Source organism: Klebsiella variicola, from assembly GCF_000828055.2.
Classification (GTDB): Bacteria; Pseudomonadota; Gammaproteobacteria; order Enterobacterales; family Enterobacteriaceae; genus Klebsiella; species Klebsiella variicola.
On sequence record NZ_CP010523.2, the window covers coordinates 2,712,868 to 2,735,302 of the forward strand.

General features: G+C 55.6%; 25 protein-coding genes. 20 read left to right on the forward strand and 5 right to left on the reverse strand.

Going from position 1 to position 22,435, the window contains the following annotated elements; all coding sequences use genetic code 11:
• The first annotated feature begins 9 nt into the window (after window positions 1-9).
• From SP68_RS12765 to SP68_RS12775, 3 genes are all read left to right on the forward strand, one after another.
• Window positions 10-765, forward strand: coding sequence for a CbtA family protein (locus tag SP68_RS12765; RefSeq protein WP_008804894.1), 756 nt, complete (start codon window positions 10-12; stop codon window positions 763-765).
• A 6-nt stretch (window positions 766-771) separates the two neighbouring features.
• On the forward strand, window positions 772-1,359 hold the full coding sequence (locus tag SP68_RS12770; RefSeq protein WP_023340136.1) for a histidine phosphatase family protein: 588 nt from the start codon (window positions 772-774) through the stop codon (window positions 1,357-1,359).
• Between the two features lie 182 nt (window positions 1,360-1,541).
• Window positions 1,542-3,011 (forward strand): alpha/beta hydrolase, encoded by a 1,470-nt coding sequence (locus SP68_RS12775; RefSeq protein ID WP_012968232.1) that lies wholly within the window; start codon window positions 1,542-1,544, stop codon window positions 3,009-3,011.
• A gap of 52 nt (window positions 3,012-3,063) precedes the next feature.
• On the opposite strand, the gene SP68_RS12780 is transcribed toward SP68_RS12775, so the two are convergent.
• Entirely contained in the window at window positions 3,064-3,939 is an 876-nt protein-coding gene (locus tag SP68_RS12780; RefSeq protein ID WP_008804897.1) for an NAD(P)-dependent oxidoreductase, read from the reverse strand.
• Window positions 3,940-4,051: 112 nt separating this feature from the next.
• On the reverse strand, window positions 4,052-4,936 hold the full coding sequence (locus tag SP68_RS12785; RefSeq protein WP_012541733.1) for a LysR family transcriptional regulator: 885 nt from the start codon (window positions 4,934-4,936) through the stop codon (window positions 4,052-4,054).
• Window positions 4,937-5,047: 111 nt separating this feature from the next.
• Here SP68_RS12785 and SP68_RS12790 point away from each other — a divergent pair, with 111 nt between their 5' ends.
• The gene (locus tag SP68_RS12790; protein WP_012541734.1) at window positions 5,048-5,791 is read left to right on the forward strand and encodes a sulfite exporter TauE/SafE family protein; all 744 of its coding nucleotides are present in this window, start codon (window positions 5,048-5,050) and stop codon (window positions 5,789-5,791) included.
• Window positions 5,792-5,796: 5 nt separating this feature from the next.
• On the opposite strand, the gene SP68_RS12795 is transcribed toward SP68_RS12790, so the two are convergent.
• Window positions 5,797-6,495 carry a GntR family transcriptional regulator gene (locus SP68_RS12795; protein WP_012541735.1) on the reverse strand — a complete coding sequence of 233 codons (699 nt, stop codon included), beginning with the start codon at window positions 6,493-6,495 and terminating at the stop codon, window positions 5,797-5,799.
• A 255-nt stretch (window positions 6,496-6,750) separates the two neighbouring features.
• Between SP68_RS12795 and SP68_RS12800 the strand changes: the two genes are divergently transcribed.
• From SP68_RS12800 to SP68_RS12825, 7 genes are all read left to right on the forward strand, one after another.
• Window positions 6,751-8,289 carry a PTS transporter subunit EIIC gene (locus SP68_RS12800; RefSeq protein ID WP_016161017.1) on the forward strand — a complete coding sequence of 513 codons (1,539 nt, stop codon included), beginning with the start codon at window positions 6,751-6,753 and terminating at the stop codon, window positions 8,287-8,289.
• A gap of 11 nt (window positions 8,290-8,300) precedes the next feature.
• Window positions 8,301-9,629: a 6-phospho-alpha-glucosidase gene (locus SP68_RS12805; protein ID WP_022066174.1), complete on the forward strand. Its 1,329-nt coding sequence runs from the start codon at window positions 8,301-8,303 to the stop codon at window positions 9,627-9,629.
• Between the two features lie 731 nt (window positions 9,630-10,360).
• Window positions 10,361-11,806 (forward strand): sugar porter family MFS transporter, encoded by a 1,446-nt coding sequence (locus SP68_RS12810; RefSeq protein ID WP_022066173.1) that lies wholly within the window; start codon window positions 10,361-10,363, stop codon window positions 11,804-11,806.
• Window positions 11,796-12,239 carry a PTS mannitol transporter subunit IIA gene (locus SP68_RS12815; protein WP_008804904.1) on the forward strand — a complete coding sequence of 148 codons (444 nt, stop codon included), beginning with the start codon at window positions 11,796-11,798 and terminating at the stop codon, window positions 12,237-12,239. Before SP68_RS12810 ends, SP68_RS12815 begins: the two co-directional genes overlap by 11 nt.
• A 432-nt stretch (window positions 12,240-12,671) precedes the next feature.
• Window positions 12,672-12,911, forward strand: coding sequence for a hypothetical protein (locus SP68_RS12820; protein ID WP_012541738.1), 240 nt, complete (start codon window positions 12,672-12,674; stop codon window positions 12,909-12,911).
• A gap of 24 nt (window positions 12,912-12,935) precedes the next feature.
• Window positions 12,936-13,076, forward strand: coding sequence for a hypothetical protein (locus tag SP68_RS28340; RefSeq protein WP_012541739.1), 141 nt, complete (start codon window positions 12,936-12,938; stop codon window positions 13,074-13,076).
• A 189-nt stretch (window positions 13,077-13,265) separates the two neighbouring features.
• Window positions 13,266-14,192 (forward strand): alpha/beta hydrolase, encoded by a 927-nt coding sequence (locus SP68_RS12825; protein ID WP_022066172.1) that lies wholly within the window; start codon window positions 13,266-13,268, stop codon window positions 14,190-14,192.
• Between the two features lie 33 nt (window positions 14,193-14,225).
• On the opposite strand, the gene SP68_RS12830 is transcribed toward SP68_RS12825, so the two are convergent.
• A complete protein-coding gene (locus SP68_RS12830) occupies window positions 14,226-15,881 on the reverse strand; it encodes a putative bifunctional diguanylate cyclase/phosphodiesterase (RefSeq protein WP_008804907.1) in 1,656 nt (551 codons plus the stop codon).
• 296 nt (window positions 15,882-16,177) lie between these two features.
• On the opposite strand from SP68_RS12830, the gene SP68_RS12835 reads away from it, so the two are divergent.
• The 7 genes from SP68_RS12835 to SP68_RS12865 all read left to right on the forward strand — a co-directional run bounded on the left by SP68_RS12835 (window position 16,178) and on the right by SP68_RS12865 (window position 20,196).
• Window positions 16,178-16,426, forward strand: coding sequence for a hypothetical protein (locus SP68_RS12835; RefSeq protein ID WP_008804908.1), 249 nt, complete (start codon window positions 16,178-16,180; stop codon window positions 16,424-16,426).
• Between the two features lie 310 nt (window positions 16,427-16,736).
• Window positions 16,737-16,955, forward strand: coding sequence for a ParD-like family protein (locus SP68_RS12840; protein WP_002904808.1), 219 nt, complete (start codon window positions 16,737-16,739; stop codon window positions 16,953-16,955).
• A complete protein-coding gene (map, locus tag SP68_RS12845; protein WP_008804909.1) occupies window positions 16,936-17,718 on the forward strand; it encodes a type I methionyl aminopeptidase in 783 nt (260 codons plus the stop codon). The genes SP68_RS12840 and map overlap by 20 nt, the downstream gene beginning before the upstream one ends.
• A 260-nt stretch (window positions 17,719-17,978) precedes the next feature.
• A complete protein-coding gene (locus SP68_RS12850; protein ID WP_040968505.1) occupies window positions 17,979-19,094 on the forward strand; it encodes a serine hydrolase domain-containing protein in 1,116 nt (371 codons plus the stop codon).
• On the forward strand, window positions 19,081-19,425 hold the full coding sequence (locus tag SP68_RS12855; RefSeq protein ID WP_012968238.1) for a hypothetical protein: 345 nt from the start codon (window positions 19,081-19,083) through the stop codon (window positions 19,423-19,425). The genes SP68_RS12850 and SP68_RS12855 overlap by 14 nt, the downstream gene beginning before the upstream one ends.
• Before the next feature lie 28 nt (window positions 19,426-19,453).
• Window positions 19,454-19,987, forward strand: coding sequence for a DUF2975 domain-containing protein (locus SP68_RS12860; protein ID WP_004205916.1), 534 nt, complete (start codon window positions 19,454-19,456; stop codon window positions 19,985-19,987).
• Between the two features lie 2 nt (window positions 19,988-19,989).
• A complete protein-coding gene (locus tag SP68_RS12865) occupies window positions 19,990-20,196 on the forward strand; it encodes a helix-turn-helix domain-containing protein (RefSeq protein ID WP_004205917.1) in 207 nt (68 codons plus the stop codon).
• 159 nt (window positions 20,197-20,355) lie between these two features.
• On the opposite strand, the gene SP68_RS12870 is transcribed toward SP68_RS12865, so the two are convergent.
• Window positions 20,356-20,643, reverse strand: coding sequence for a type 1 fimbrial protein (locus SP68_RS12870; protein ID WP_008804913.1), 288 nt, complete (start codon window positions 20,641-20,643; stop codon window positions 20,356-20,358).
• A gap of 445 nt (window positions 20,644-21,088) precedes the next feature.
• Here SP68_RS12870 and SP68_RS12875 point away from each other — a divergent pair, with 445 nt between their 5' ends.
• Together SP68_RS12875 and SP68_RS12880 are read left to right on the forward strand one after the other, a co-directional pair.
• Entirely contained in the window at window positions 21,089-21,652 is a 564-nt protein-coding gene (locus tag SP68_RS12875; RefSeq protein ID WP_012968240.1) for a fimbrial protein, read from the forward strand.
• Between the two features lie 77 nt (window positions 21,653-21,729).
• Window positions 21,730-22,425, forward strand: coding sequence for a fimbrial biogenesis chaperone (locus SP68_RS12880; protein WP_008804915.1), 696 nt, complete (start codon window positions 21,730-21,732; stop codon window positions 22,423-22,425).
• The last annotated feature ends 10 nt before the right edge of the window (window positions 22,426-22,435 follow it).

Consider the following 22,435-nt stretch of genomic DNA (forward strand, 5'->3'; position numbering starts at 1 on the left):
GAGGCGGACATGATTGGGAAACTATTATTCAAGGGGATGATAGCAGGCATACTGGCTGGACTGGTGGCATTTGCTTTTGCACACCATTTCGGCGAGCCGCAGGTCGATCGCGCTATCGGGATTGAAGAAAGTCTGGCCACTCATTCACACCAACACAGCGCGTCGGCTGACGGCGGTGAAGAAGAGGTGTTTAGCCGTCAAACCCAGTCTGGGATCGGGCTAATGGCCGGCATGGTGCTGTTCGGCGCAGCGCTGGGCGGCGGTCTGGCGCTGAGTTGGGCCTTTAGCTATCAGCGCTTCGGACCATCGAACCCGCGTCTGTTAGCGTTAGGCCTGGCGCTGGTCGGCTTTCTGGTCATGAGCCTGATGCCTGGTCTGAAATACCCACCCAATCCGCCCGCGGTCGGTAACCCGGAGACCATCGGCTATCGTACCGAACTGTACTTCGTCATGATGTTGCTTTCCATCGGCATCGTCATCGCGGCCGCGTGGTTATCACATCAGCTAATACCGCGCCTCGGTAGAGGGAATGCGATGATGTGGGCAACGCTGTTCGCGGTGGCGCTGATGCTCGTGGTTTGTGCCCTGATGCCGACAGTGAACGAAGTGCCCGAACACTTCCCGGCGGACCTGCTATGGCGTTTCCGTATCAGCTCCTTCGGCACGCACCTGGTGCTCTGGAGCGTCATCGGTGTGGCGTTCGGTGCCTTAGCCGAACGCACGCCGGCGACAGGTGTGCAGCGCCCAGCCTTCCGCCGCGGTTAACACATCATGAGAGCGTCGCTAACGTTGATTTGTCAGGGAGAAACGGCAGCGTCCCGAGGTTCACATTTCCCCTGTGATGACCCTCTGGAGGCGCGGGAATGGCAGCGGGCGCGTCAGTTACAAAGCCGTGTCGCCCGTTGTCACCGCGTCTGGATCTCCCCGGAGACCGCCGCCCGACAAACTGCCGCAGCGCTCTCTTTACAGGGTACCCCGGTGATGGAGCTGGCGGAACCCGACTACGGCATCTGGGCCGGTCGGCCAGTACGTGAGGTGATGACGCAAGACGCCGACGCTTTCCTGGCCTGGCTGGAGGGCGATCCGCCGCCGGGCGGAGAGTCACGTGCTCAGTTGCTGGCGCGCTGTGGCCGTTGGCTGGCAAAACACGTCGATATTCCAGGCCGACACGGTGTAATTGCGTCTGCCTCCACTATCCGTGCCATGATCCTCAACGTTCTCGGCGCCCCACTTCACTCATTTGCACGTATCGACGTTCACCCGCTCAGCATCACCGAGTTGCGCAGTGACGGACGGCGCTGGAATTTTTGTTTATTAAGAGATGACATAAAGGGCGAATGTTCGACGCTGTCCCGCTGAAGCCGTCAGCCAGTAAGCGCCTTTGGCCATTGATGGATCCCTCCACTGGTCTTGCATCGCTAAACCCAATACCATAGGACCGCTCAGCGCGCTTCACGCCCCGTCCTGCGTAAAAAAGTAAATCTCCCTGACCATGTTTATTTATACTCAGAAAACATGTCATTAAGAAAGGAAGCTACGCGTTGAAATGGGTAACCTGGTTAAAACGTATCGTGTTGTCCCTGCTGCTGTTGATCGTTGGCGCTCTGGGACTACGCCTTTATGACATTCAGCGCGGACCCGAGCTGCAGCTCTGGCATACCTGGGTTCCGCATGAGATGGACGCGGATGAAATCGACAATGCTGACTGGAACGATTACATCAACAAAGAGAATGCGCTCTTCAGTGAGGTAAAACGCCAGGTTACCGATAAGCTGGACGCTGAGCAGCAAACCGAACTGAATCGTTACTATAGTCACAGCCCCATCTATCCGGACTCGTTTCCAACCAACTGGAATCGGTCATATATCATGATGCCGGATGGCAAACCGAAAGGCGCCGTGGTGTTGCTGCATGGTCTGACAGATACCCCCTACAGCCTGCGGCATATCGCTGAAAATTACCGGCAACAGGGGTATGTCGCCATCGGTATCAGATTACCGGGCCATGGGACGGTTCCCGCCGGGCTGACCGATGTGGACTGGCAGGACTGGCTTGCCGCCACGCGCCTTGCGGTGAGAGAAGCGAAACGACTGACGGGTAATGATGTGCCCCTGCATATCGTCGGATTTTCCAACGGCGGCGCGCTGGCAATGAAATATTCGCTGGACGCGCTGGATAATGCCGAACTGGCAAAACCCCAGCGGGTGATCCTGATTTCTCCGATGATCGGTATTACCAGCTTCGCGCGTTTTTCCGGCCTCGCTGGCTGGCCCGCGTTTCTTCCCGCCTTCTCGAAAGCCGCATGGTTAAACATCATGCCCGAGTTTAATCCGTTCAAATATAACTCGTTCCCGACGAACGCCGCCCGGCAGTCCTTCCTGCTGACCAAAGCGCTGCAAAAGCAGATAGTGACTGACTCGAGAAATCACAGACTTAACAGCTTACCGCCGGTATTGACCTTTCAGTCCGTTGTGGATTCAACGGTCAGTACGCGGGCGATCGTGACGGCGCTGTATAACCGTTTGCCGGAAAATGGCAGTGAAATTGTCCTCTTCGATTTGAATCATGCCGTCAGGTTTAATTCATTATTACGCCGGACGTCTTACACCGCGCTGGCGCGGTTGCTGCCCGCGCCGCCACGCGCTTATCAGACCACGATCATCACTAACGCGAATTCAGCCAGTACCGATATGGAAATCCGCACAACACCTGCCGGGAAAACAGACACCACAGTGGAAAAGCTGCAGGGAATGCGCTACCTGCCGGACGTATACTCCCTTTCTCATGTCGCGCTCCCCTTCCCGTTAAGCGATTCGCTGTACGGGCGCTATCCCCATCCGCTGAATCAATATGGGATCAGCCTCGGCACTTTTGCTGCTCGCGGCGAGCGTTCGGTGCTGGTTGTGGGTCTGGACTCGCTGATGCGTCAGTCTTCCAATCCGTTCTTTCCCTATATGATCAAGCGCATTGACGAAGGGATCGACACTCGCCCGGCTCTCTCCGGGAAATAACTCTTCTCTGGATAAGTGGCCACCACGGCCACTTTTTCCTGAGGATGCGGTACTACGCTTTCGCCGACGTCGACAGCCACTGATATACCGCTGACAAATCCTGTCCGGCATATCCCGCGTCCGCCGCCTGCTGCCACAGTTCGGCAATGTTATCCAGCCCCGGCATGGTGTGCGGCTCGGCCAGGGATAGCGCCAGCCGGGCATCTTTCAGCGCATGCGCCAGTTGCATCTGCGGCGCGAATTGCTCGCTGGCGATGGCATCCAGTTTCACTTTGACATACGGTGCGGCCAGCGGGCCGCCTTCCAGAGCGCTCCAGAGCTGGTCGGGGGTAAAGCCCAGCGTCTTCGCCAGCTGGGCGCTTTCCGCGATGCCCTGCATCATCGAAATCAGCCAGGCATTGAGGACCAGCTTCATTTTCTGGCTGTTGCCGGCCTCGCCAAACCACTGCGTCCCGCGGGAGATAGCCGCAAACACCTGTTCGGCAGCGGCACACTTTTCACGATCTCCGCTGGCGAGCACCAGGATCTGCGCCTTCTCCGCCGGGGCTTTGGTCCCTGAAACCGGGGCATCGACGAAGGTCATCGCCGGCTGAAGCGCCCGCAGCAAGGCGATAGCCTCCTGCGTCTCCGGCAGGCCAATGGTGCCCATCTGACAATAGATCGCCTGCGGCTGACAGGCTGGCGCTATTTGCGCCAGTACCTCGAGGGTAGCCTGACCGTCGGCGAGCATACTGATGATCACCTCGGCATCAGCGACCGCCTGCTGCGGCGTGGTATGCAGGGATAATCCCTGCGCCTGTAAATCTTCGCCGCGTGCTGGCGAACGGTTCCAGCCTGCGACGGTAAAGCCCTTCTTCAGCAGATTGCTGGCAAAAGCATGTCCCATGGCGCCGAGTCCCAGCACCGCGACCTTTGGTAATGTACTCATCTTGTCTGTCCTGATTCGCGTGTTAATAAATGTCGGACGTCTACTATCGCATCTCTGACACGGATGTCAGTAGCAATAACCGCCATAAAAAGTGACGCTGTCACTCATGGTCTCACGGCTGTCGGAGCCACGCCAGCAAACGGCGCATCGCTGGCGTCAGCCGGGCATCATCCTGATAACACAGACACAGGCGGCGCTGTGCCCAGCGATCCTGCAGCGCGATGACGGCAAAACGGTAGCGCTGCTGGTAGCGTTCGGCAATGACGCGGGGCAGGATCGCCCCGCCGGCGCCGTGCGCCACCATCTCGCAAAGCCCTTCAAAATGGCTCATCCGGACCCGGACGTTTAGCGCCTGGCCGAGCCCGGCGGCATGTTGTTCAATATGCTGCTGCAGTGCGCTGGTCTGGTAGAGGGCGACCAGCGGCTCGTTGATGACCGCCGCAAACGCCACTTCATTCGCGCCGGCCAGAGGGTGAGTCGGCGGCACAATCAGCACCAGGGGATCATCGGCGACAGGATCCAGATGCAGCGGCCCGGGGTCGACCGCATCGGACACCACTCCAGCCTGCGCCACACCCGCCAGAATGCTGCTGACGATATCCGCGCTGGTGCGCTCTTCGGTGTCGATCTGCACCGCCGGATGCGCTGCCATCCAGGCGGCGAGCTTGCCCGGCAGAAAAGCCGACATCGCCGAGGTGTTGGCGAACAGCCGCAGCGTCCCCTGCTGACCGCGGGCGAAGGCGCTCATCGCCTGGCGCAGACGCTGCTGCTGCGCAAGAAGCGGGCGTGCATGGCGCGCCAGTACCTCCCCGGCCTCAGTCAGCGTCACGCCGCGAGCATGACGCTGCAACAGGGGAACACCGACCTCTGCCTCCAGCTTGCGCACTCTTTCGCTGGCGGAGGCCAGGGCGAGATGGGCCATGGCGGCCCCACCGGTAATACTGCCGCTATCCACGATGGCGATAAACAGTCGCAGATCGGCCAGATCCATCCGCATCACACCCTCCCCACCCTTCGGTTTTCCCGTAGTCTTAGGGCAACATACCGCATTGTGGCTTTAGCCACCAGTGGTTTCAATGTCACTTTCTATCCTGAAAAGTGAGCCATGATGTTCGATCTCCACATCTTTTATTTACTGCTGATCTTTATCGCCGCCGGACTGGTCAAAGGGGTGACCGGCATGGGATTACCCACCGTGGCGATGGGCCTGCTTGGTCTGCTGATGCCGCCGCAGGCCGCAGCGGCGCTGCTGGTACTTCCCTCGCTGTTAACCAATCTCTGGCAGTTGCTGGCTGGCCCCGCGCTGGCGCAGATTGTGCGCCGCCTCTGGCTTATGATGACCGGGATTATTATGGGAACGCTGGCGGGGTCGTCACTGCTGATCAGCCTCAATCCTCGGTGCTCAGCGCTGGCGCTTGGCACCGTGTTGATAGCCTATGCCGGGTATGCGCTCTGTGGCCCGGCGTTGCAGGTTTCCGCCCGCGTGGAGAAGTGGCTGTCGCCGCTCATGGGCGGTCTGACCGGCGTTATCACCGGGGCGACCGGGGTATTTGTTATTCCGGCCGTTCCCTGGCTGCAGACGCTGGGCTTTCGTCGAGACGAACTGGTGCAGGCTCTGGGGTTGTCGTTTACCCTCTCCACCCTGGCGATGGCGGCCGGCCTCTCCCTGCACGATGGCTGGCATGCTGATTCGCTGCTGCTGTCGGGGCTGGCGCTGTTGCCCGCGCTACTCGGCATGTGGCTGGGACAGTGGATCCGCTCGCGTCTCAGCCCGCGACGCTTTCGTCAGGGCTTTCTGCTGTTCCTGCTGGCGCTGGGAATGGAGCTGATCGCCAGGGGATGGCTGACCTGAATCCGCTAGCGGCGGGTAATGTGCTTCACGTTGTACTTACTGGTGTTCTGGTAGATCTCTGAGAAATCGACGATCGCCCGGTTTTGCGCATAACTCACCGATTGCACCCGCAGCAGGAGGCTGTTTGGCGCTACCTGCAGCAGCTCGGCCTGCTCGCGGGTCGCCAGCACCGGCGTATAGCTGCGGTGGCTCTCGATGATGGTGATATGACACTCTTTTTTGAAATAGTTGAATTTAGACTGCTCGAGGTTACCCACGCTGAGCCAGGGAAAGGTGGCGAATGGAATATAGCTGTTTTCCACGAGGATCGGGACCTCATCAATCAGCCGCAGCCGCCTGACGTAGTAAACTTTTTCCCCCGGCTGGATCTTTAACTGCTGGGCGATGGCCGGAGGAGCATCAAGCAGCGTGAATTCAATGACTTTGTTACGGTAGTTGGTGACGCCTACCACCTGCATCTGGTAGTTAAAGCCCTCCAGTTCTCCCCCGTGATAGTTACTTTTACGCACAATGCAGGTTCCACTGCCGTGCCGCCGCGCGATCAGCTTTTCCTCCTCCAGTAGCGCCAGCGCTTTGCGCAGCGTCATCACCGAGACCTGCAGTTCCGCAGCGAGCGCTTTTTCGCTGGGCAGCATATCGCCGACGGCATAGTCGTCGCTGTTGATGCGGGCCTTCAGTTCAGTGGCAATCTTTTTATAAATCACTTTTAGATGTCTCGCTAAGGTGGCGCTCGTCAAACAGCTAAGCGAATAATTTAATGTAAATAAAAGATTATTTTTACATTGCAGCGAAAATTTCAACACTAACTCATCTATAAATCTCGCCATATTTATATATCTGTCCGACAACAATATATATGACTTTCATCACAGATGGCCCTTTTCCTGCTCGGGATCCCGGTGGTCTGCTCCTAGTCTGATAAGCCTATTCATCAGGTCTGCGAAGACGAGAGGACAACCATGATTGGCGTGAAAAAGCTTCAGGACTTTTCCAAAGCAATGATCGGGCCGGTGCTATATCTGCCGGCTATCGGCCTGTTGATCGCCCTGTTCAGCATGACCACCAACCGGCTGTGGGTGGATGAAAGCAGCGCGCTCTACCTGTTGGGGAAATTCGTCTCCAGCATGCTCTGGGCGCTGATGAACCATCTCGGGTTTCTGTTCTGCCTTGGGCTGGCCAGCGGCCTGGCGAAAACCCGCAAAGCCGAAGCGGCCTTCGTGGCGGCGATGACCTGGCTGGTGTATCTGGCGGCGAACAATAGCTGGCTGACCCTGACCCATCGCCTGGCGTCCGGTGCCACCAACGCGCAACTGTACGGCAGTGGACAAACCTTTATCTTTGGTTTTCAGGTCATTGATATGGGCGTGTTCCTTGGGATTATCCTTGGCTGCGCCGTCGCCTTTGTCCACAACCGCGTGGTCGGCATTGAGTTTCGCGGCGCGCTGTCGATCTACGGCAACAGTAAGCTGGTGCTGATCGTGATGCTACCGCTGGTTGGCCTGTTTGCTATCGCCACCGTCTATCTCTGGCCGGTGGTTGAGCTGGGCATTTCGGCGCTGACCGGCTTTATGAAATCCTTTGGCGCCATCGGGGTCTTCCTGTACGGTTTTCTCAACCGGTTCCTGATCCCCACCGGGTTGCATCATCTTATCTGGTCACCGTTTGTCTTTACCTCGATCGGCGGACAGCTGCTGATTGATGGTCAAACGGTTATTGGCGCCAAGCCTATTTTCCTTGCCGAAATCGCCCGTCATCCCATCGGGGCGCTGAGTGATTCCGCCCGGTTTTTAACCTACGGGATGGTGAAGATCTTCGGCACCGCCGGCATGGCGCTCGCCTTCTACCGTACGGCGAAACCGGAGAATAAGCAGCGGCTTAAAGTCACGCTGATCCCCTTAATTGTGACCTCCGTTCTGGTGGGGATCACCGAACCTTTTGAGTTTCTCTTTATCTTCACCGCCCCGCTGCTGTGGCTTATCTACTCCCTGCTGGACGGTTTGTTCCAGATGCTGGCCTGGCTGCTTCACGTGCGGGTCTGCGCCACCAACGGTCTTATCGATTTTGTCGTCTATAACCTCCCTGCCGGCGCCAGCGTGACGCGCTGGCCGGTATTTGTCGCCCTCGGCCTGCTGGAGACCGCCACCATGTACCTGGTCGGCACCTTCTGTATTACCCGTCTGCGGATGCTCACCCCTGGCCGTGAAGCGGCTGCCGATGCGGAGCCTTCCGAGCAGACGGGCCAGGCAAGCGAGATTGCCGATAAAGGTACGCTGGTGATTGCGGGACTGGGCGGAAAAGAGAATGTCTGCGTAGTGGAAAACTGTTTTACCCGTCTGCGGGTCGATGTGCGCGACCCCGCCCTCATCCAGCAGTCGCTGTTGAAAGAGAGCGGCGGGAGCAGCGTGCTGATTAAAGGCAACCATGTCCAGGTGATCTATGGCCTGGGGGTTAACAAAATTCGAACGGCGGTCAACGCCAGTCTGGGTGTTACTGAATAACGAGGTGGTAAATGAAAGATAACTTTGTGGTCACGATTGCCGGCGGCGGCAGTACTTATACCCCTGGGATTGTGATGATGTTGCTGGAAAATATGTCGCGCTTTCCCCTGCGGGAGATCCGTCTGTACGACAACCATCGCCAGCGTCAGAAAACGATCGGCGACGCCTGCGCTATTCTGGTGGCAGAACGCTTCCCGCAGGTGAAGTTCAGCTATACCACCGATCCGCAGGCGGCCTTCACTGACGTCGATTTTGTGATGGCGCATATTCGCGTCGGTCTGTATGAAATGCGGGAAAAGGATGAAAAGATCCCGTTAAAATATGGCGTGCCGGGACAGGAGACCTGCGGTCCGGGTGGGATTGCCTACGGCATGCGCTCCATTGCCGGGGTGCTGGAGCTGGTCGATTATATGCAGCAATACGCTCCGAACGCCTGGATGCTCAACTATTCCAATCCGGCGGCCATCGTCGCGGAAGCCACCCGTCGCCTGCGACCCGACGCGCGCATCATCAACATCTGCGATATGCCGGTGGCTATCGAGGGGCTGTTTGCCGACATCCTCGGCCTGCCGTCGCGCAAGGCGCTGAACGTCCGCTACTATGGCCTGAACCATTTCGGCTGGTGGACCCGTATCACCGATAAAGCCGGTAACGATCTGATGCCGGCGCTGAAGCGTCACGTGGCGGAACAGGGATACAGCAGTCCAAAAGAAGATTTTCAGCATAAAGCGCCAAGCTGGATCGAAACCTTTAAAAAGGTGAAGGATGTGTTTGCCCTCGATCCGTCGACACTGCCTAACACCTATCTGAAATACTACCTCTATCCTGACTATGAGGTGGCGCACGCCGATCCAGAATTTACGCGGGCGAACGAGGTGATGGCCGGACGTGAAAAAGAGGTCTTCGATATGGCCCGGGAGATTACCCGTCGGGGCACGGCGGAAGGCGCGCATTTTCATGCCGGGGCCCATGCCACCTTTATCGTCGACCTCGCCTGCGCCATCGCTTTTAACACCCAGGAGCGGATGCTGTTGATCGTTGAGAACAACGGGGCGATCGCCAACTTTGATGAGACGGCGATGGTGGAAGTCCCCTGCCTGGTGGGCGTCAATGGCCCGGAGCCGCTGTCGATGGGGAAAATCCCGTCGTTCCAGAAAGGGTTGATGGAGCAGCAGGTGGCGGTCGAAAAGCTGGTGGTTGACGCCTGGGTTGAGGGTAGTTACCAGAAACTGTGGCAGGCCATCACGCTATCGAAAACGGTGCCCAGCGCCGCGGTGGCGAAAGCCATCCTCGATGAACTGATCGTCGCCAACGAAGGCTACTGGCCCGCACTGCACTGATCTTTTTCGTGATGGGTAAAATGCAGAGGATCCCCCTTCTCTGCATTTTTACCCAGCGTTCCCGCCGGCCACACATTCATCCTATAACCTCCCCCACGGGCTTTCTTCCCCTCCAGACCGTTGCCAGAAGGCCGCCATCCTCGTTTTACCCTGATCACAGTAATGAAATATAAATTCTATTCCAGGATATTATGGCGTAAAAATGTGATCTGCGTTGTATTCTTTGATTTACATTAACCTACTGAAAACAACATCATTATTACCGGCCTGTAAATTTAACCTGGTTTTCATGGGGATATGCTCCCTCCATCCTTTGTGATTGGCTTCATGCATTTACCATTCTGCAACACCAATTTGAAATTAAATTTTCATAATGTGATCTTGTAGCATTCTCATTCCATTTCTTTGTGCCATATTCTTATCACGATAAATCGCCGCAACGACAGCAACGTGCCACACCAGGGCGCTGTCCACCGGCAGACGTCGGCGCTGCCGACGCACTGAAGACCGCTAACCCGAAAAGGAGAACGGATATCGACTACATCCATGTCAACACCAAGCCGTAAACCTCTTTGACCGCCATTGCTGAGCGTACCCTGCCTTGTGCTTAGCAATTACACAAAGAAGAAAAATCATTTAGTTCAGTTAGATACGACAACACAGGCGTAATAAATCCTGACTGGGGAGATGTATTTTTATCTTGTGTCGTTCAATAAAATAAAGGGACTACCATGTCATTTATAACAAACCTGAACCAGCAACAGAGAAAACGACTTCATCAGATCACCTTAGTGGCCACCTTCGGCGGCCTGCTTTTCGGTTACGACACCGGCGTTATCAACGGCGCCTTTTCCTCACTGAAGCAGTACATGGCGCTGACCCCGACTACCGAAGGGCTGGTGATGAGCGTCCTGCTGATCGGCGCCGCGCTGGGCAGCGTGTTTGGCGGCAAGTTTGCCGACTTCTTCGGCCGGCGCAAATATTTACTCTTCCTCTCTTTTATTTTTCTTATCGGCGCCCTGCTTTCCGCCGCAGCTCCCGATATCACCACCCTGCTGATTGCCCGCGCCCTGCTGGGCTACGCCGTCGGCGGCGCGTCGGTCACTGCCCCCACTTTTATTTCGGAAGTGGCGCCTACCGAGATGCGCGGTAAGCTGACCGGCCTGAATGAAGTCGCCATCGTCATTGGCCAGTTGGCGGCGTTTGCCATCAACGCGATCATTGGCATCATCTGGGGCCATCTGCCGGACGTCTGGCGCTATATGCTGCTGGTACAGGCCATTCCCGCTGTCTGCCTGTTTGTTGGCATGTGGCGCGCGCCGGAAAGCCCGCGCTGGCTGATCAGCAAAAATCGCCACGAGGAAGCGCTGCATATTCTCAAACAGATCCGCCCGGCGGAACGCGCGCAGAAGGAGTATGACGACATCTCCACCCTGATCAAAATTGAAGCCGGCAATAAGTACAGCGCTCAGGGCACCTTCACGACTATCCTCAAAACGCCATGGATCCTCAAAATTTTGCTGGTCGGTATTACCTGGGCCGCGTTGCAGCAAACTACTGGGGTTAACGTCATTATGTACTACGGCACGGAAATTCTGAGTGCCGCCGGCTTCTCAGAACGTACCTCGCTGATCTGTAACGTGCTGAACGGTGTCTTCTCCGTCGGCGGTATGCTCATTGGCGTGCTGTTCCTTGTCGACCGTTTCAAACGTAAGACGATCATTATCTACGGCTTTGCCATTATGGCCACGCTGCACCTGATTATCGCCGCTGTCGATTACACCCTGGTGGGCGATCTGAAAGCCACCGCCATCTGGCTGCTGGGCGCGCTGTTCGTCGGTGTGATGCAGGGTTCCATGGGCTTTATTACCTGGGTGGTATTAGCTGAGCTGTTCCCGTTGAAATTCCGCGGGCTGTCGATGGGGATCTCGGTATTTTTCATGTGGATCATGAACGCGGTGGTCAGCTACCTGTTCCCGCTGCTGCAGGCGAAACTGGGCCTTGGGCCGGTCTTCTTCATCTTCGCAGCCATCAACTACTTAGCGATTCTGTTCGTGGTCTTCGCCCTACCGGAGACCTCCAATAAATCGCTCGAGCAGTTAGAAGAAGAGCTGTCAGCGAATCATGAGGGTAAAAAATCTACGCGTCTCACCAGGGAGGTTGGCTATGATCGATAACATCACGCTGGATAATCTGCATATCGGCTGCAAGGCCAGTAATAAAGCGGAAGTGATCGCTATGATTGGCGCGGAGTGTAAAGCCAAAGGATATGTGAATCAGGAGTGCGTTCACTTTCTGCTGGAGCGTGAACATCAGGTTTCCACTTTTTTGGGGAATGGCATCACCTTGCCACATTTGCCGAAATCCGCGACGGATATCATTCTCAAAACCGGCATTGAGATCTTTCAGTTCCCTGATGGCGTTATCTGGGATCGCAGCAACGTGATGTTTATTGCCATCGGCGTCATCGCGAAAGAAAAAGAGCATATTGATGTGCTCAAAGAAATTGCCTCGATATTTAGCGATGAACTGATCGCTAACGCGCTGTCATTAATTTCAGACAAAAATGACTTCCTGAAAATTCTGCAACATAATGCCTTGCCTCATTAGGTATGACGCCAGCCGGAGCCTTGGCTCCGGCTGTTTCAGACCACTCCCGCAAGCGGCCAGCGGTGAATAGTGAATAGGTTTTAATTTAGCTGGTGATAGAGCCACATAAAATAATAACAATGGAAATTACCGTCATATTGTTAAATGGGCCATGGAGAATATTTCACTGCCACAATAAATTTTAAAAAACACCTATAAAAACAAGTGATTTCGTTTTTTTTACCCACCATTCTCTACGCCTTTCCATTGCCATGCTGCGATCGCTGCATGCCAGTGATTACTGCGCTATTCCATTAATTTTGATTTATATCAATACCTCGTCGGGCATTAAGCTGCATTTTACAGCGCGATTATTTTGGCAAGGTGTATACGACATTGGTTTTACGACTTGGATATTTCTTTAGCCGTCCCTCAAGCCTGTGGGGATGGTTGATGTGTAACGCGCTTAACGGCATCGCGATTGTGCTTTGCTTTCGCGCGATAAGCATCGTGACGGGCTTTAGCGAAGTGGTCTGGCAGGTCATCATCACGCTGGCTATTATTATATCAACCTGGTACAGCGCTAATTATTTCGCTGCGCTGGAAGCTCGACGCGATAAACGACGCTTTATGCTGCTGGCCTGGGTGGTCATCACCATTCTGTTAAATTTCATTCACCTTGGCGGTGGTTAACGCTGTTAATGCAAGGATCATCTCATGACGCTGGCGATGCTGTGGGTGCTTATCAGTCATCATAAAGGGCTGACGCTGTTACTGATCGTGGTTATTGCGCTGGTGCTTATTGCGCTCATCCCGCTGGTAAAAAGGCTGTTGCGTAGCATCAACGGCGATCCCTGACCGTGTCCTGATGGCCGCCGACAGGCGGCCATGTATCCTGCGTTTTCGCTTCGCCCCCCCACCAGCCCCGTCCGGTATCCCACGCAGATCCAAAGCGCACAAAAGAAATGAGAACCATTATCAAACAAGCTGTGTTACCGTGTCAGCCCAACAAAATGACAGCTCAAAGAATACAGGGGGTTAGACAAGGTGAAGCGGAATTCAAGGAGCATCCGGGCGCGCGGGCTGCTGACGCTGGCGGTTGGCGTGCTCTTCTACAGTAGCGGTAGCACCGCCCGACCGGATCTTCAGCCGCTGGGGCCAAACATCGCCGATAAAGGGTCAGCGTACTATCATTTTACGCAACGTCAGTATGACTCCGCCGATGGCGAACGCCACTACCGGGTGTGGACTGCCGTGCCGGACAAAGCCCCGCCCGCCGCCGGCTATCCTGTGCTGTATATGCTGGATGGTAACGCGGTGATGGATAAGCTTAACGACGCCCTTCTGCAGCAGCTCTCCGCCGGCTCCCCGCCGGTGATCGTCGCTATCGGTTACCAGACAACGCTGCCCTTCGATACCGCCGCCCGGGCCTGGGATTACACTCCTCCGCTAAAGGCCTTCAAACCGCAAGTCGGGAAACCCGCGCTGCCGCCGCGAAAAACCGGAGGTAATGACCTGTTTCGTCAGTTGCTGACCGAAACAATGGTGCCGCAAACGGAAGCTCACCTGAAAATAGATCCCCACCAGCGCGCGATCTGGGGCCACTCCTACGGCGGGCTGTTTGTGCTCGACGCGTGGCGGAAGACCTCGCTGTTTCATCTCTATTATTCGGCCAGCCCGTCACTGGGCCAGGCGCAGGAATCTCCTCTGAAGGGCAGCGAAGCCTTAAGCGCCACCGCCTTCTCCGGGAAATCGCTGTATCTGCTGGAAGGTGATGGCAAAGCTGCCCGGGAACCCACCGGCCACGTGGCTTCCCTGAGTCTGTTGCGACACACTCAGCAGCAGCTGGCCGACAAAGGCCTGACGGTGGCTTTCTGGCGCTACCCTGGTATGACGCACGGTCAGATGTTTGACGTCTCGCTGCAGTCGGCTCTGCTGCATCTTTCCGGGCAGGCTCCGCTGGCGCATCAGTAATGACGCAGCGCCCACCCGCAGCCGGTGGGCGTATCAGGACGACGGAGGCAGGTGTTTAATATCCACCGGCTCGCCGAACAGAAAGCCTTGCATCTCGTCACACCCTTCCTCTTCGAGGATCTGCAGTTGCCCGGCGGTTTCCACACCCTCGGCGATAAGCGGCGTATTAATTGAATTTCCCAGCGAAATGATGGCCCGCACGAATGAGCGGACCTGGGGATTACTCTCCACATCAAGCATAAAACTTCGGTCGAGTTTAATCACGTCGAAATGGAAATCGCGCAGCATGCTCAGGGAGGAGTAGCCGGTACCGAAGTCATCGAGTGCGATGCTGATCCCCATTTTTTGCAGATGATGCAGGACGCTAAAGGCCAGCTGCTTATTGATGATGAACGCCGTCTCCGTCACTTCAAACTCAAGCAGGCTGACCGGATAGGCGGTACGCATCAGGATCTCGCGGACTTTTTCAATAAAGCTGCGGTGACGCAACTGCACCGGCGAGATATTGACCGAAACTTTTCTGTTGAGACCCTTTTCCAGCGATTCGTTACACACCTGCTCGAGCACCCAGTAACCTAAGGGCACGATGGCGCCGCTCTCTTCGGCGATGGGAATAAACACGTCAGGCGGGATCGGCCCCAGCTGCGGATGCTGCCAGCGCAGCAGCGCCTCGTAACCGGTGATCCGGCGATCTTTGATGTTGCGGATAGCCTGATAGTGGAGCGAAAATTCTCCTGCGTGAATACCGCGCCGGATGTCGGCGGCCATCATATTGCGCTGCCGCGTCTTGTCATCCATTTCACGTTCGTACCAGCAAATCTTGTGGTCGAGACTGCTCTTTGCCCGATACATGGCCAGATCGGAATTGCTCAGTACCGTGTTAATATCCGTACCGTCCTCCGGGTAGACCGAGATGCCAATGCTGGCGGAGAGAACCACTTCCGTCGCGGCAAACGTCTGCTTACCGCTGAAGCAGTGCCAGAGGCGCGCAGCAAAGGCATCCACTTCACCCTCATCGGCAAAAGGTTTAACGGCCACAAACTCATCGCCGCCAAAGCGCGCGACCATCTCCTCCTTCTGCAGCGTTTTCAGCACGGCGCCTGCCACACGCTGCAGCAGCTGGTCACCAATCAGATGGCCCTGCAGGTCATTAATCTCTTTAAACTTGTCTAAATCGATGGTGAAAATGGCAAAGCGGCGGGCATCATTACCGGTGATCAGCTTTTCCACCCGCTCAAAGAACTCCACCCGGTTAGGTAAACCAGTCAGCGCATCGTAGCGCGCCATCCATGCGATGCGGTCATTAATCGCTTTTTGTTCACTGATATCGCGGGTGATTTTGGCAAAACCCAGCAGGGTGTTCTGCTCATCGCGGATGGTATCGATCATGACATGCGCCCAGAATCGGGAGCCGTCTTTGCGGTAACGCCAGCCTTCCCCTTCGAACTGCCCGCTACGCAGGGCGATTTCCAGGTTTTTCGCCGGTACACCGGAGAGTTGCTCAGCTTCGCTATAGAAGAGACCGAAGTAGCAACCGATGATCTCGTCGCTCAGGTACCCTTTTGCCCGGCGGGCACCTTCGTTCCAGCTGATGACCGTACCGTCAGTGCTCAGCATGTATATGGCATAATCTTTAACACTTTCAATAAAGTGACGATAGGCGATATCCGTCAGGTGATCGTTACTCATGGTACAGCGCTCTCTGTGGCTCGGTCGTGGCAAAACGCACTAGATATAGCAGAACAACGCCCATGATGAATACAAGGTTAAGACGTTTTGTTGCCGCCTTTCTGGCCCTGGCAACCGCAGATAGCGCGCCAGACAGCTCTGTTAAGCGTAGTGGAATCCACTGCGCCGGGTAATGACAATCTGACGATTTTTGCACTTAGGTCGCCCACTAATAGTTACTTTTATTGATTAAAAAGTTTGATTGAAAGAATAAATAAAAGGAGTAATGTTAATAATACTTTCTATGGAGGTTAAATATGTTGCGTGATTATTTAAAAGTGGAAAAAGAAGACCAGCTTGTTGAACAACAGAGCCGTCATGACAATAGCCAGCATTATTCTGCGGTGACTGAATGGGTTATTTTGAGTAAAGATGGTCAGCGTAAAGGTCGGGTATCCCTGTTCGACCGTTTCACCACCCGCCGCTCCTGGAGCGACAGCTTTCGCATTACGCAGTTCGATAATGCGGGTAAAGTGGTGGTGGATAAACTCACTGACGCGCTGTAACTCCCCCGGATTCCCGGCCTGACGGGAGAATATTCATACGCAAAATTAACACCTGCATTAAATATATTGATGCGCCGCGCTTCGCCGCCGTCATGTTATTTTCATTCTGCATACCGATAATCTAATGGGTATTTTCGCCATGGTGAATGGCGCGAATGATTAACCCGAAAAAAATGCTGAAAATAAGCCCGCTGGTCGGGCTTTTTTGCGTGGGCCTCTCGCCTCCCCCCCGGTCACGACACAAAATGCCCATGACATCCCGTGCCGGTCTGTATACGATGCATATACGAATCATATATGGACTGTCTCTATGGGAATCGTCAAAATCTCCGATCTATTGCACGATGATATTCGTGATGCCAGCAAAGCTATGTCCCGCTCCGTCAATGCCCAGGCGGAATACTGGATCCGTCTGGGCATGATGAGCGAGCTCTACCCCGAGCTTAACCACCAGCAGATCAAACTGCTGATGCTGAAATCCGGCTCTGACCGTCTGCTGGAGGTAATCAATGCCATCAATAATCATTAAAACCGCCGATGAACTCGCACGTCAGCGCCATGCCGGCCAGCTGCTGGCGTCGGTGTTTGATATGCTGGATACCTTTATCGTTCCCGGCGTAACGACGATGGCGATTAACGATCGAGTGGAAGATTTTATCGTCAACCAACTGCATGCCCGCCCGGCCAGCAAGGGGCAATACGATTTTCCCTATGTGTTGAACACCTCCATTAACGATGTGGTGTGCCACGGGATCCCCAAAGCGACCGAACATCTGCGCGCCGGGATGATTGTTAACGTCGATATCACCCTGGAGAAAGCGGGCATGATTGCCGACTCCAGCAAGATGTACCTGATAGGCGACGTCTCCCCGCTGGCCCGCCGGCTGGTAAAGACCACCTATGAAGCGATGTGGAAAGGCATTGAGGTGGTGAAACCTGGCGCGACGCTGGGCGATATTGGCCACGCTATTCAGCGCTGGGTCGAGGACCATGGCTACAGCGTGGTCAGAGAATATTGCGGTCACGGCGTCGGCCAGGAAATGCATGAGGAACCGCAGGTGCTGCATTACGGCCGCCCCGGAGAAGGCGCCGTGTTGCGCGAAGGAATGGTGTTCACCATTGAGCCGATGGTGAACCAGGGCGACAGCCGCATCAAAACCAAAAAAGATGGCTGGACGGTCGTCACCCGCGATAAAAAACTCTCCGCGCAATGGGAGCACACCGTGGCCGTCACCGCCAACGGATTTGAGGTGCTGACGCTACGCGACGACGAGCAGTCGCGGATCCGCTAAGTTTTCTTCTCCCGGCATAGCCGACATTTCTCGCTGGCGAGTACCTCTCTTCGTCAGCGCACTTTATTCCCTGGCCTCTATTGCCCCCCGCGTTCTCCACACCGCGCCGGGAGTGTCTGCTTTACTCCTCATAAAGTTAATCATAAAACGATAAATATTTATTGTAAAACGATAAACACCAGGCTAACCTGCGCTCACTTTAACACCAGGGAGAAGCGGTATTCCCTCACCTGGATGTCGTACCGCGTTAAGGAGAAAACATGCGCTGGAACCGCTATCGCCGGGACAGACAGATCATTGCCGCCGTGCTGGTTTTTACCGTCATCGTGGCGGCGGGGATCGCCCTGCAGCCCGGCTTTCATCCCCCCAGCTCCCGGACGACGGGGGATAAACAGCTGGTCTCGATATTAACGCCCCTGCTTCATGGTGCCCGCGGACAGGTCGCCGCAGCGCTGATTACGCCTCAGGGGGTGCGCTACGGTCTGTGGGGGAGCGAGTATACGACACAGTATGAGATCGCCAGCCTGAGCAAAACCATGACCGCCAGCCTGCTGCTGGAGGCTATTCGCCGCGGCGAAGTCACCGCGCAGACGCCGGTGTCGGCGCTGGTCCCGGAGATTGTCAGCCCGGTGCGGGATGTTACCCTGGAGCAACTGGTTTCTCACCGTTCAGGACTGCCACCGCTCACCGCGTCGGTTGGGCAGCGGCTGGCTATTCTGAGCGATATTGCCCGGCGGCAGAATCCCTGGCGCTACGATCGACCCGCGCTGATCGCGATGATGAACCAGGCCACCCTGCAGCCGACGAAATGGTTTGATTATTCCAACGCCGGGTTTGCCCTGCTCGGACTGGCGCTGGAGCGGGCGTCCCATCGCGATTTTGCCACACTGATGGCGCAACGGGTCTTTACCCCCGCCGGAATGCAGGGCGCGGAAGTGGCCCGGCACAATACTCCAGCCTCGCCGACGTTTACCATGGGCTGGTCAGCCCCTGGTTTCCCTCAGCAGCCATGGGTGATGGACGCCTTCGCCCCCGCCGGCGGCGTCCGCGCCACGATTGTCGATATGGCGAAATATGCCCAGGCGCTGCTGGCAGCAAACCTGGCGGGCAGTGAAGGTATGCACTCCCTGTTCGCCACCGATGATCCCGATTCCCGGGTGGGTTATGCCTGGTTCACTACCCGCGTCCGCGGACGGGAGATCGTCTGGCATGACGGGCAGAGTGGCGGCTTTGCGGCAATGATGGCCTTCGACCGACAGCGACAGACCGCGGTAGTGATCCTCTCCGATACCGCCTGGCCGGTGATCGGACCTGCCATCAAGCTCTTACTGGCTGCCACCCCTGATGAACAGGAGGCGCGTAATGAACGGAATTGACATCCTCTGGGCGCTGTTAACGCTGTTGTCGGTGATCCTGTTTATTTCCGGCGACTGGCTGGCGCAGCGAAAAATACGCCTGCTCAATTATGTTTTGCTGGCGACCGGGGTTATTTATCTCGCCGAGGTTTTCCAGACCCTGCAGAATCTCGGCAAAATGGGCTACCTGTTTCGGATGCTGACCTGGACCATCCAGGCGTCGTTCATCACCCTCAGCCTCTACCGCGTCTGGACCCGTCCGTGGTTTGCCAGCCGTCGTCGCGGCGTCCGGGCGATGAGCGTTGTCTTCGCCGTGGCCCTTATGTCATGCCTGGCGCGGCTGGTGCTTTAATTATTCTCATCAATCAGGAAGGTAAATTGTGAAGCAATCCAGAACCCGGCTGAGTCTGGCTATTATTAGCGGCATACTGCCCCTCTTTTTTATGCTCGCCCTGATCGTGCCGCTGTGGATTTTCTTTACCGGCGAACGATATTTTCTTTCCACCCTGCTGCACTTTGCTGAAGTGCCGTTAACCGACAACCCGGCCCAGGCGCCGGGGATGGCGAGACGTTTGCTGCTGCTGGCCCTGCTGTATCTTCCGGCCGGGCTGTTCGCGTTCGCTATCTGGCAGGGCATGAAGGTAACCCGTAGCGTCCGCCAGCGCAGCGTGCTCAGCCTCTCCCTGGCGCACAGCGTTCGTTACATCGCTCTGGCCATGGTGGGCATGGGGATCCTGTTGCCGGTGTGCCGCTTTCTGATCCCGCTGCTCGCCTGGTGGCCGCAGCCTTATTATCAGGTGGTGTTTCTGCTCAGCGACGGGGTGCTGCTTCTGACAGGAAGCTTGCTGTTTGTGACATTTCACGCCATGCTCCACGGGATCCGTGCTGAAGAAGAGAATAAGGAGTTTATTTAACGATGGCTGTGGTGGTGAATCTGGACAAACTGCTGGTGGAAAAAAAGATGACGTCCAGGGCGCTGGCGGCCTTTGTAGGCATTACCGAACAGAACCTGTCGCTGCTCAAGTCGGGAAAAGTCAAAGGCATCCGTTTTGATACCCTGTCCCGCATCTGCGAGGCGCTGGAATGTCAGCCCGGTGATATCCTCGCCTGGGAACCCGACTGAGGCGATACTCTGCTGTCGGACGACGGCAAGGATTGTTTTCATGAAATGTACTCTACGTGCGCGTCACCCCAGTAGTCACTGCTGACGCGCGCTGAAACCGCCCAACGCGTTACCCTTTACGTCCTGCATCCGCTTACCCTTCACCGCGTTTTTCTTACCTTAGCGATAGCGAATAATGACATCCGCTTCACTGTGCTGTGCATTTCGCCAGTGGAGACTGACCTCACCGCGATCATCCGGCATGGCATAGCGAGGGGGGTTGTCTGTCAAGGCGACCTGTTCCGGTGAACGGTGCTGGCACGAAACATCGATACGATTGCGCTGCGGCGCGATAAGACAGGCCGGATTGATGACACGTCCCGAAAAATGAACCTGACCGGAGAGCGCAGCAGACGACGCCAGCGGTGCCAGACACAGACATATTAGAGCGAGACGGAGCGGAGACATAGCAATCTTCCTTGATAGCGAGTGACACTGCGCGGCACAGAATCGTTCTGTGCCATCCAACCTGCGGCTTCCTGCCGCGATCTTCACGCTACGGCAAAATAGCGGCAGCGTAAACGATTATTCTGCCCTCTCCGGTCAACTGCCGGGAATAACAGCAACTTTTTGCCAGAACTTTGCCAAAACAGGCGTCCCCGGGAAATAATACATTCTGTATATAGAACCCAATTACAATATTAAATGAGATTATACTTACACCAAAAAATAAAGATTGTTACAGCTTAACACACCTTATCCATGGGCCTTTACGACGTTCTCCGTATAATCCCGCCCCCGACGGCAGTATACATTAGTGATGCTTACCGTTTTTTGTGAACAGAAATAAAAAACATGCATTAAAAATGTTAAACGATTTAATTAACTTGTGATTATTTAATAAGGTTTGAGTATGAAAGAAAAAGGCACCCTGCTGGTTGTGGGTTCACTGCTGGCCTTCAGTCTGGCTACTGTGACCCCCGCCCGCGCGGCGGGCACACTGAATTTCACCGGTAAAATTATTAACGAGTCGTGCCAGATCGCCAACAACGGTGGCGATGTGAATGTCGATTTTGGCAACGTCGATATGTCGGCGCTGAAATCACATGAAGCGAAAACCGCAGAAACACCGTTTACCATCAACCTGACCGGCTGCCCGCTGGCGCAGAATATCAGCATTAGCCTGGAGGGTACCCCGGACACCAATGCTAACGGCACCAGCGCCGCCGTGCTGGCGCTCTCCGATGCCGCGGATACCGCCAAAGGGGTGGGCATTGAAGTCTTCTCTTCCCCTGACGGCTCAACGGAAGGCACTCAGTTGACCTTTGACAAACAGAGCAAAACGGCGGTTTCGCAAGCCGACGAAAACGGTGATATTGCCTTTAATTTTATTGCCGATCTGAAGAGCGATTCCTCCCTGGATGTCACCGCCGGCAATATTAATGCCACGGCCAATATTGATATTGTATATGAATAGAATGTGCTGATTGCCGCTTTTACCGAGGGCAGCATCCCCTGCCCTTATTTTCATTCCTCGTGACCGGATCCTCAATTATGCAGTGTTATAAAATGGCTTTTTTCCTGAGCCTTCTCTTTTGTCCGCTCCTGGCGTCTGCTGCCGGGGTTGCCATTGCCGGCACGCGTGTCATTTATAATGAACAAAGTCATGAGGCCGACATCACGGTAAAAAACACCAATCCTCACGATCCGGTACTTATTCAGAGCTGGGTAGACGATCTGGCTGATAATAATAAATCACCGTTTATCGTCACCCCGCCATTGTTCCGTCTGGATGCCGGAGACAGCAACGATTTGCGCGTGTTATTAACCTCGGCGCAACTGCCAAACGATCGGGAAAGTTTGTTCACCCTGAATATCAAAGTGATTCCTGCCAATACCGCGCCGGCTGGCGAGAACATTCTGCAATTTGCTATTAAGAATCAACTTAAGCTCATTTATCGCCCGGCAGGACTCCCGGGCTCGGCGCTCGACGCGGCGCAGCACCTGCGCTGGCACGTCAGTGGCAACCACCTGCAGGCGGAGAATGCCTCCCCCTATTATGTGACTATCACCACGCTCACCTGCGCGGGCCAGAACCAGAAAACACCGCTTGAGCACAGCGTGATTGCCCCTCACAGCCGTGAAGAGTACGCCCTGCCCGGCGAGGCCTGCACCCGCCAGGTGAGCTGGCGCATTTTGGATGATTTTGGCGCTGTGCAGACGTTTAGCGCTCCCGTTTCGGCGCACTAAAAGCCTGATG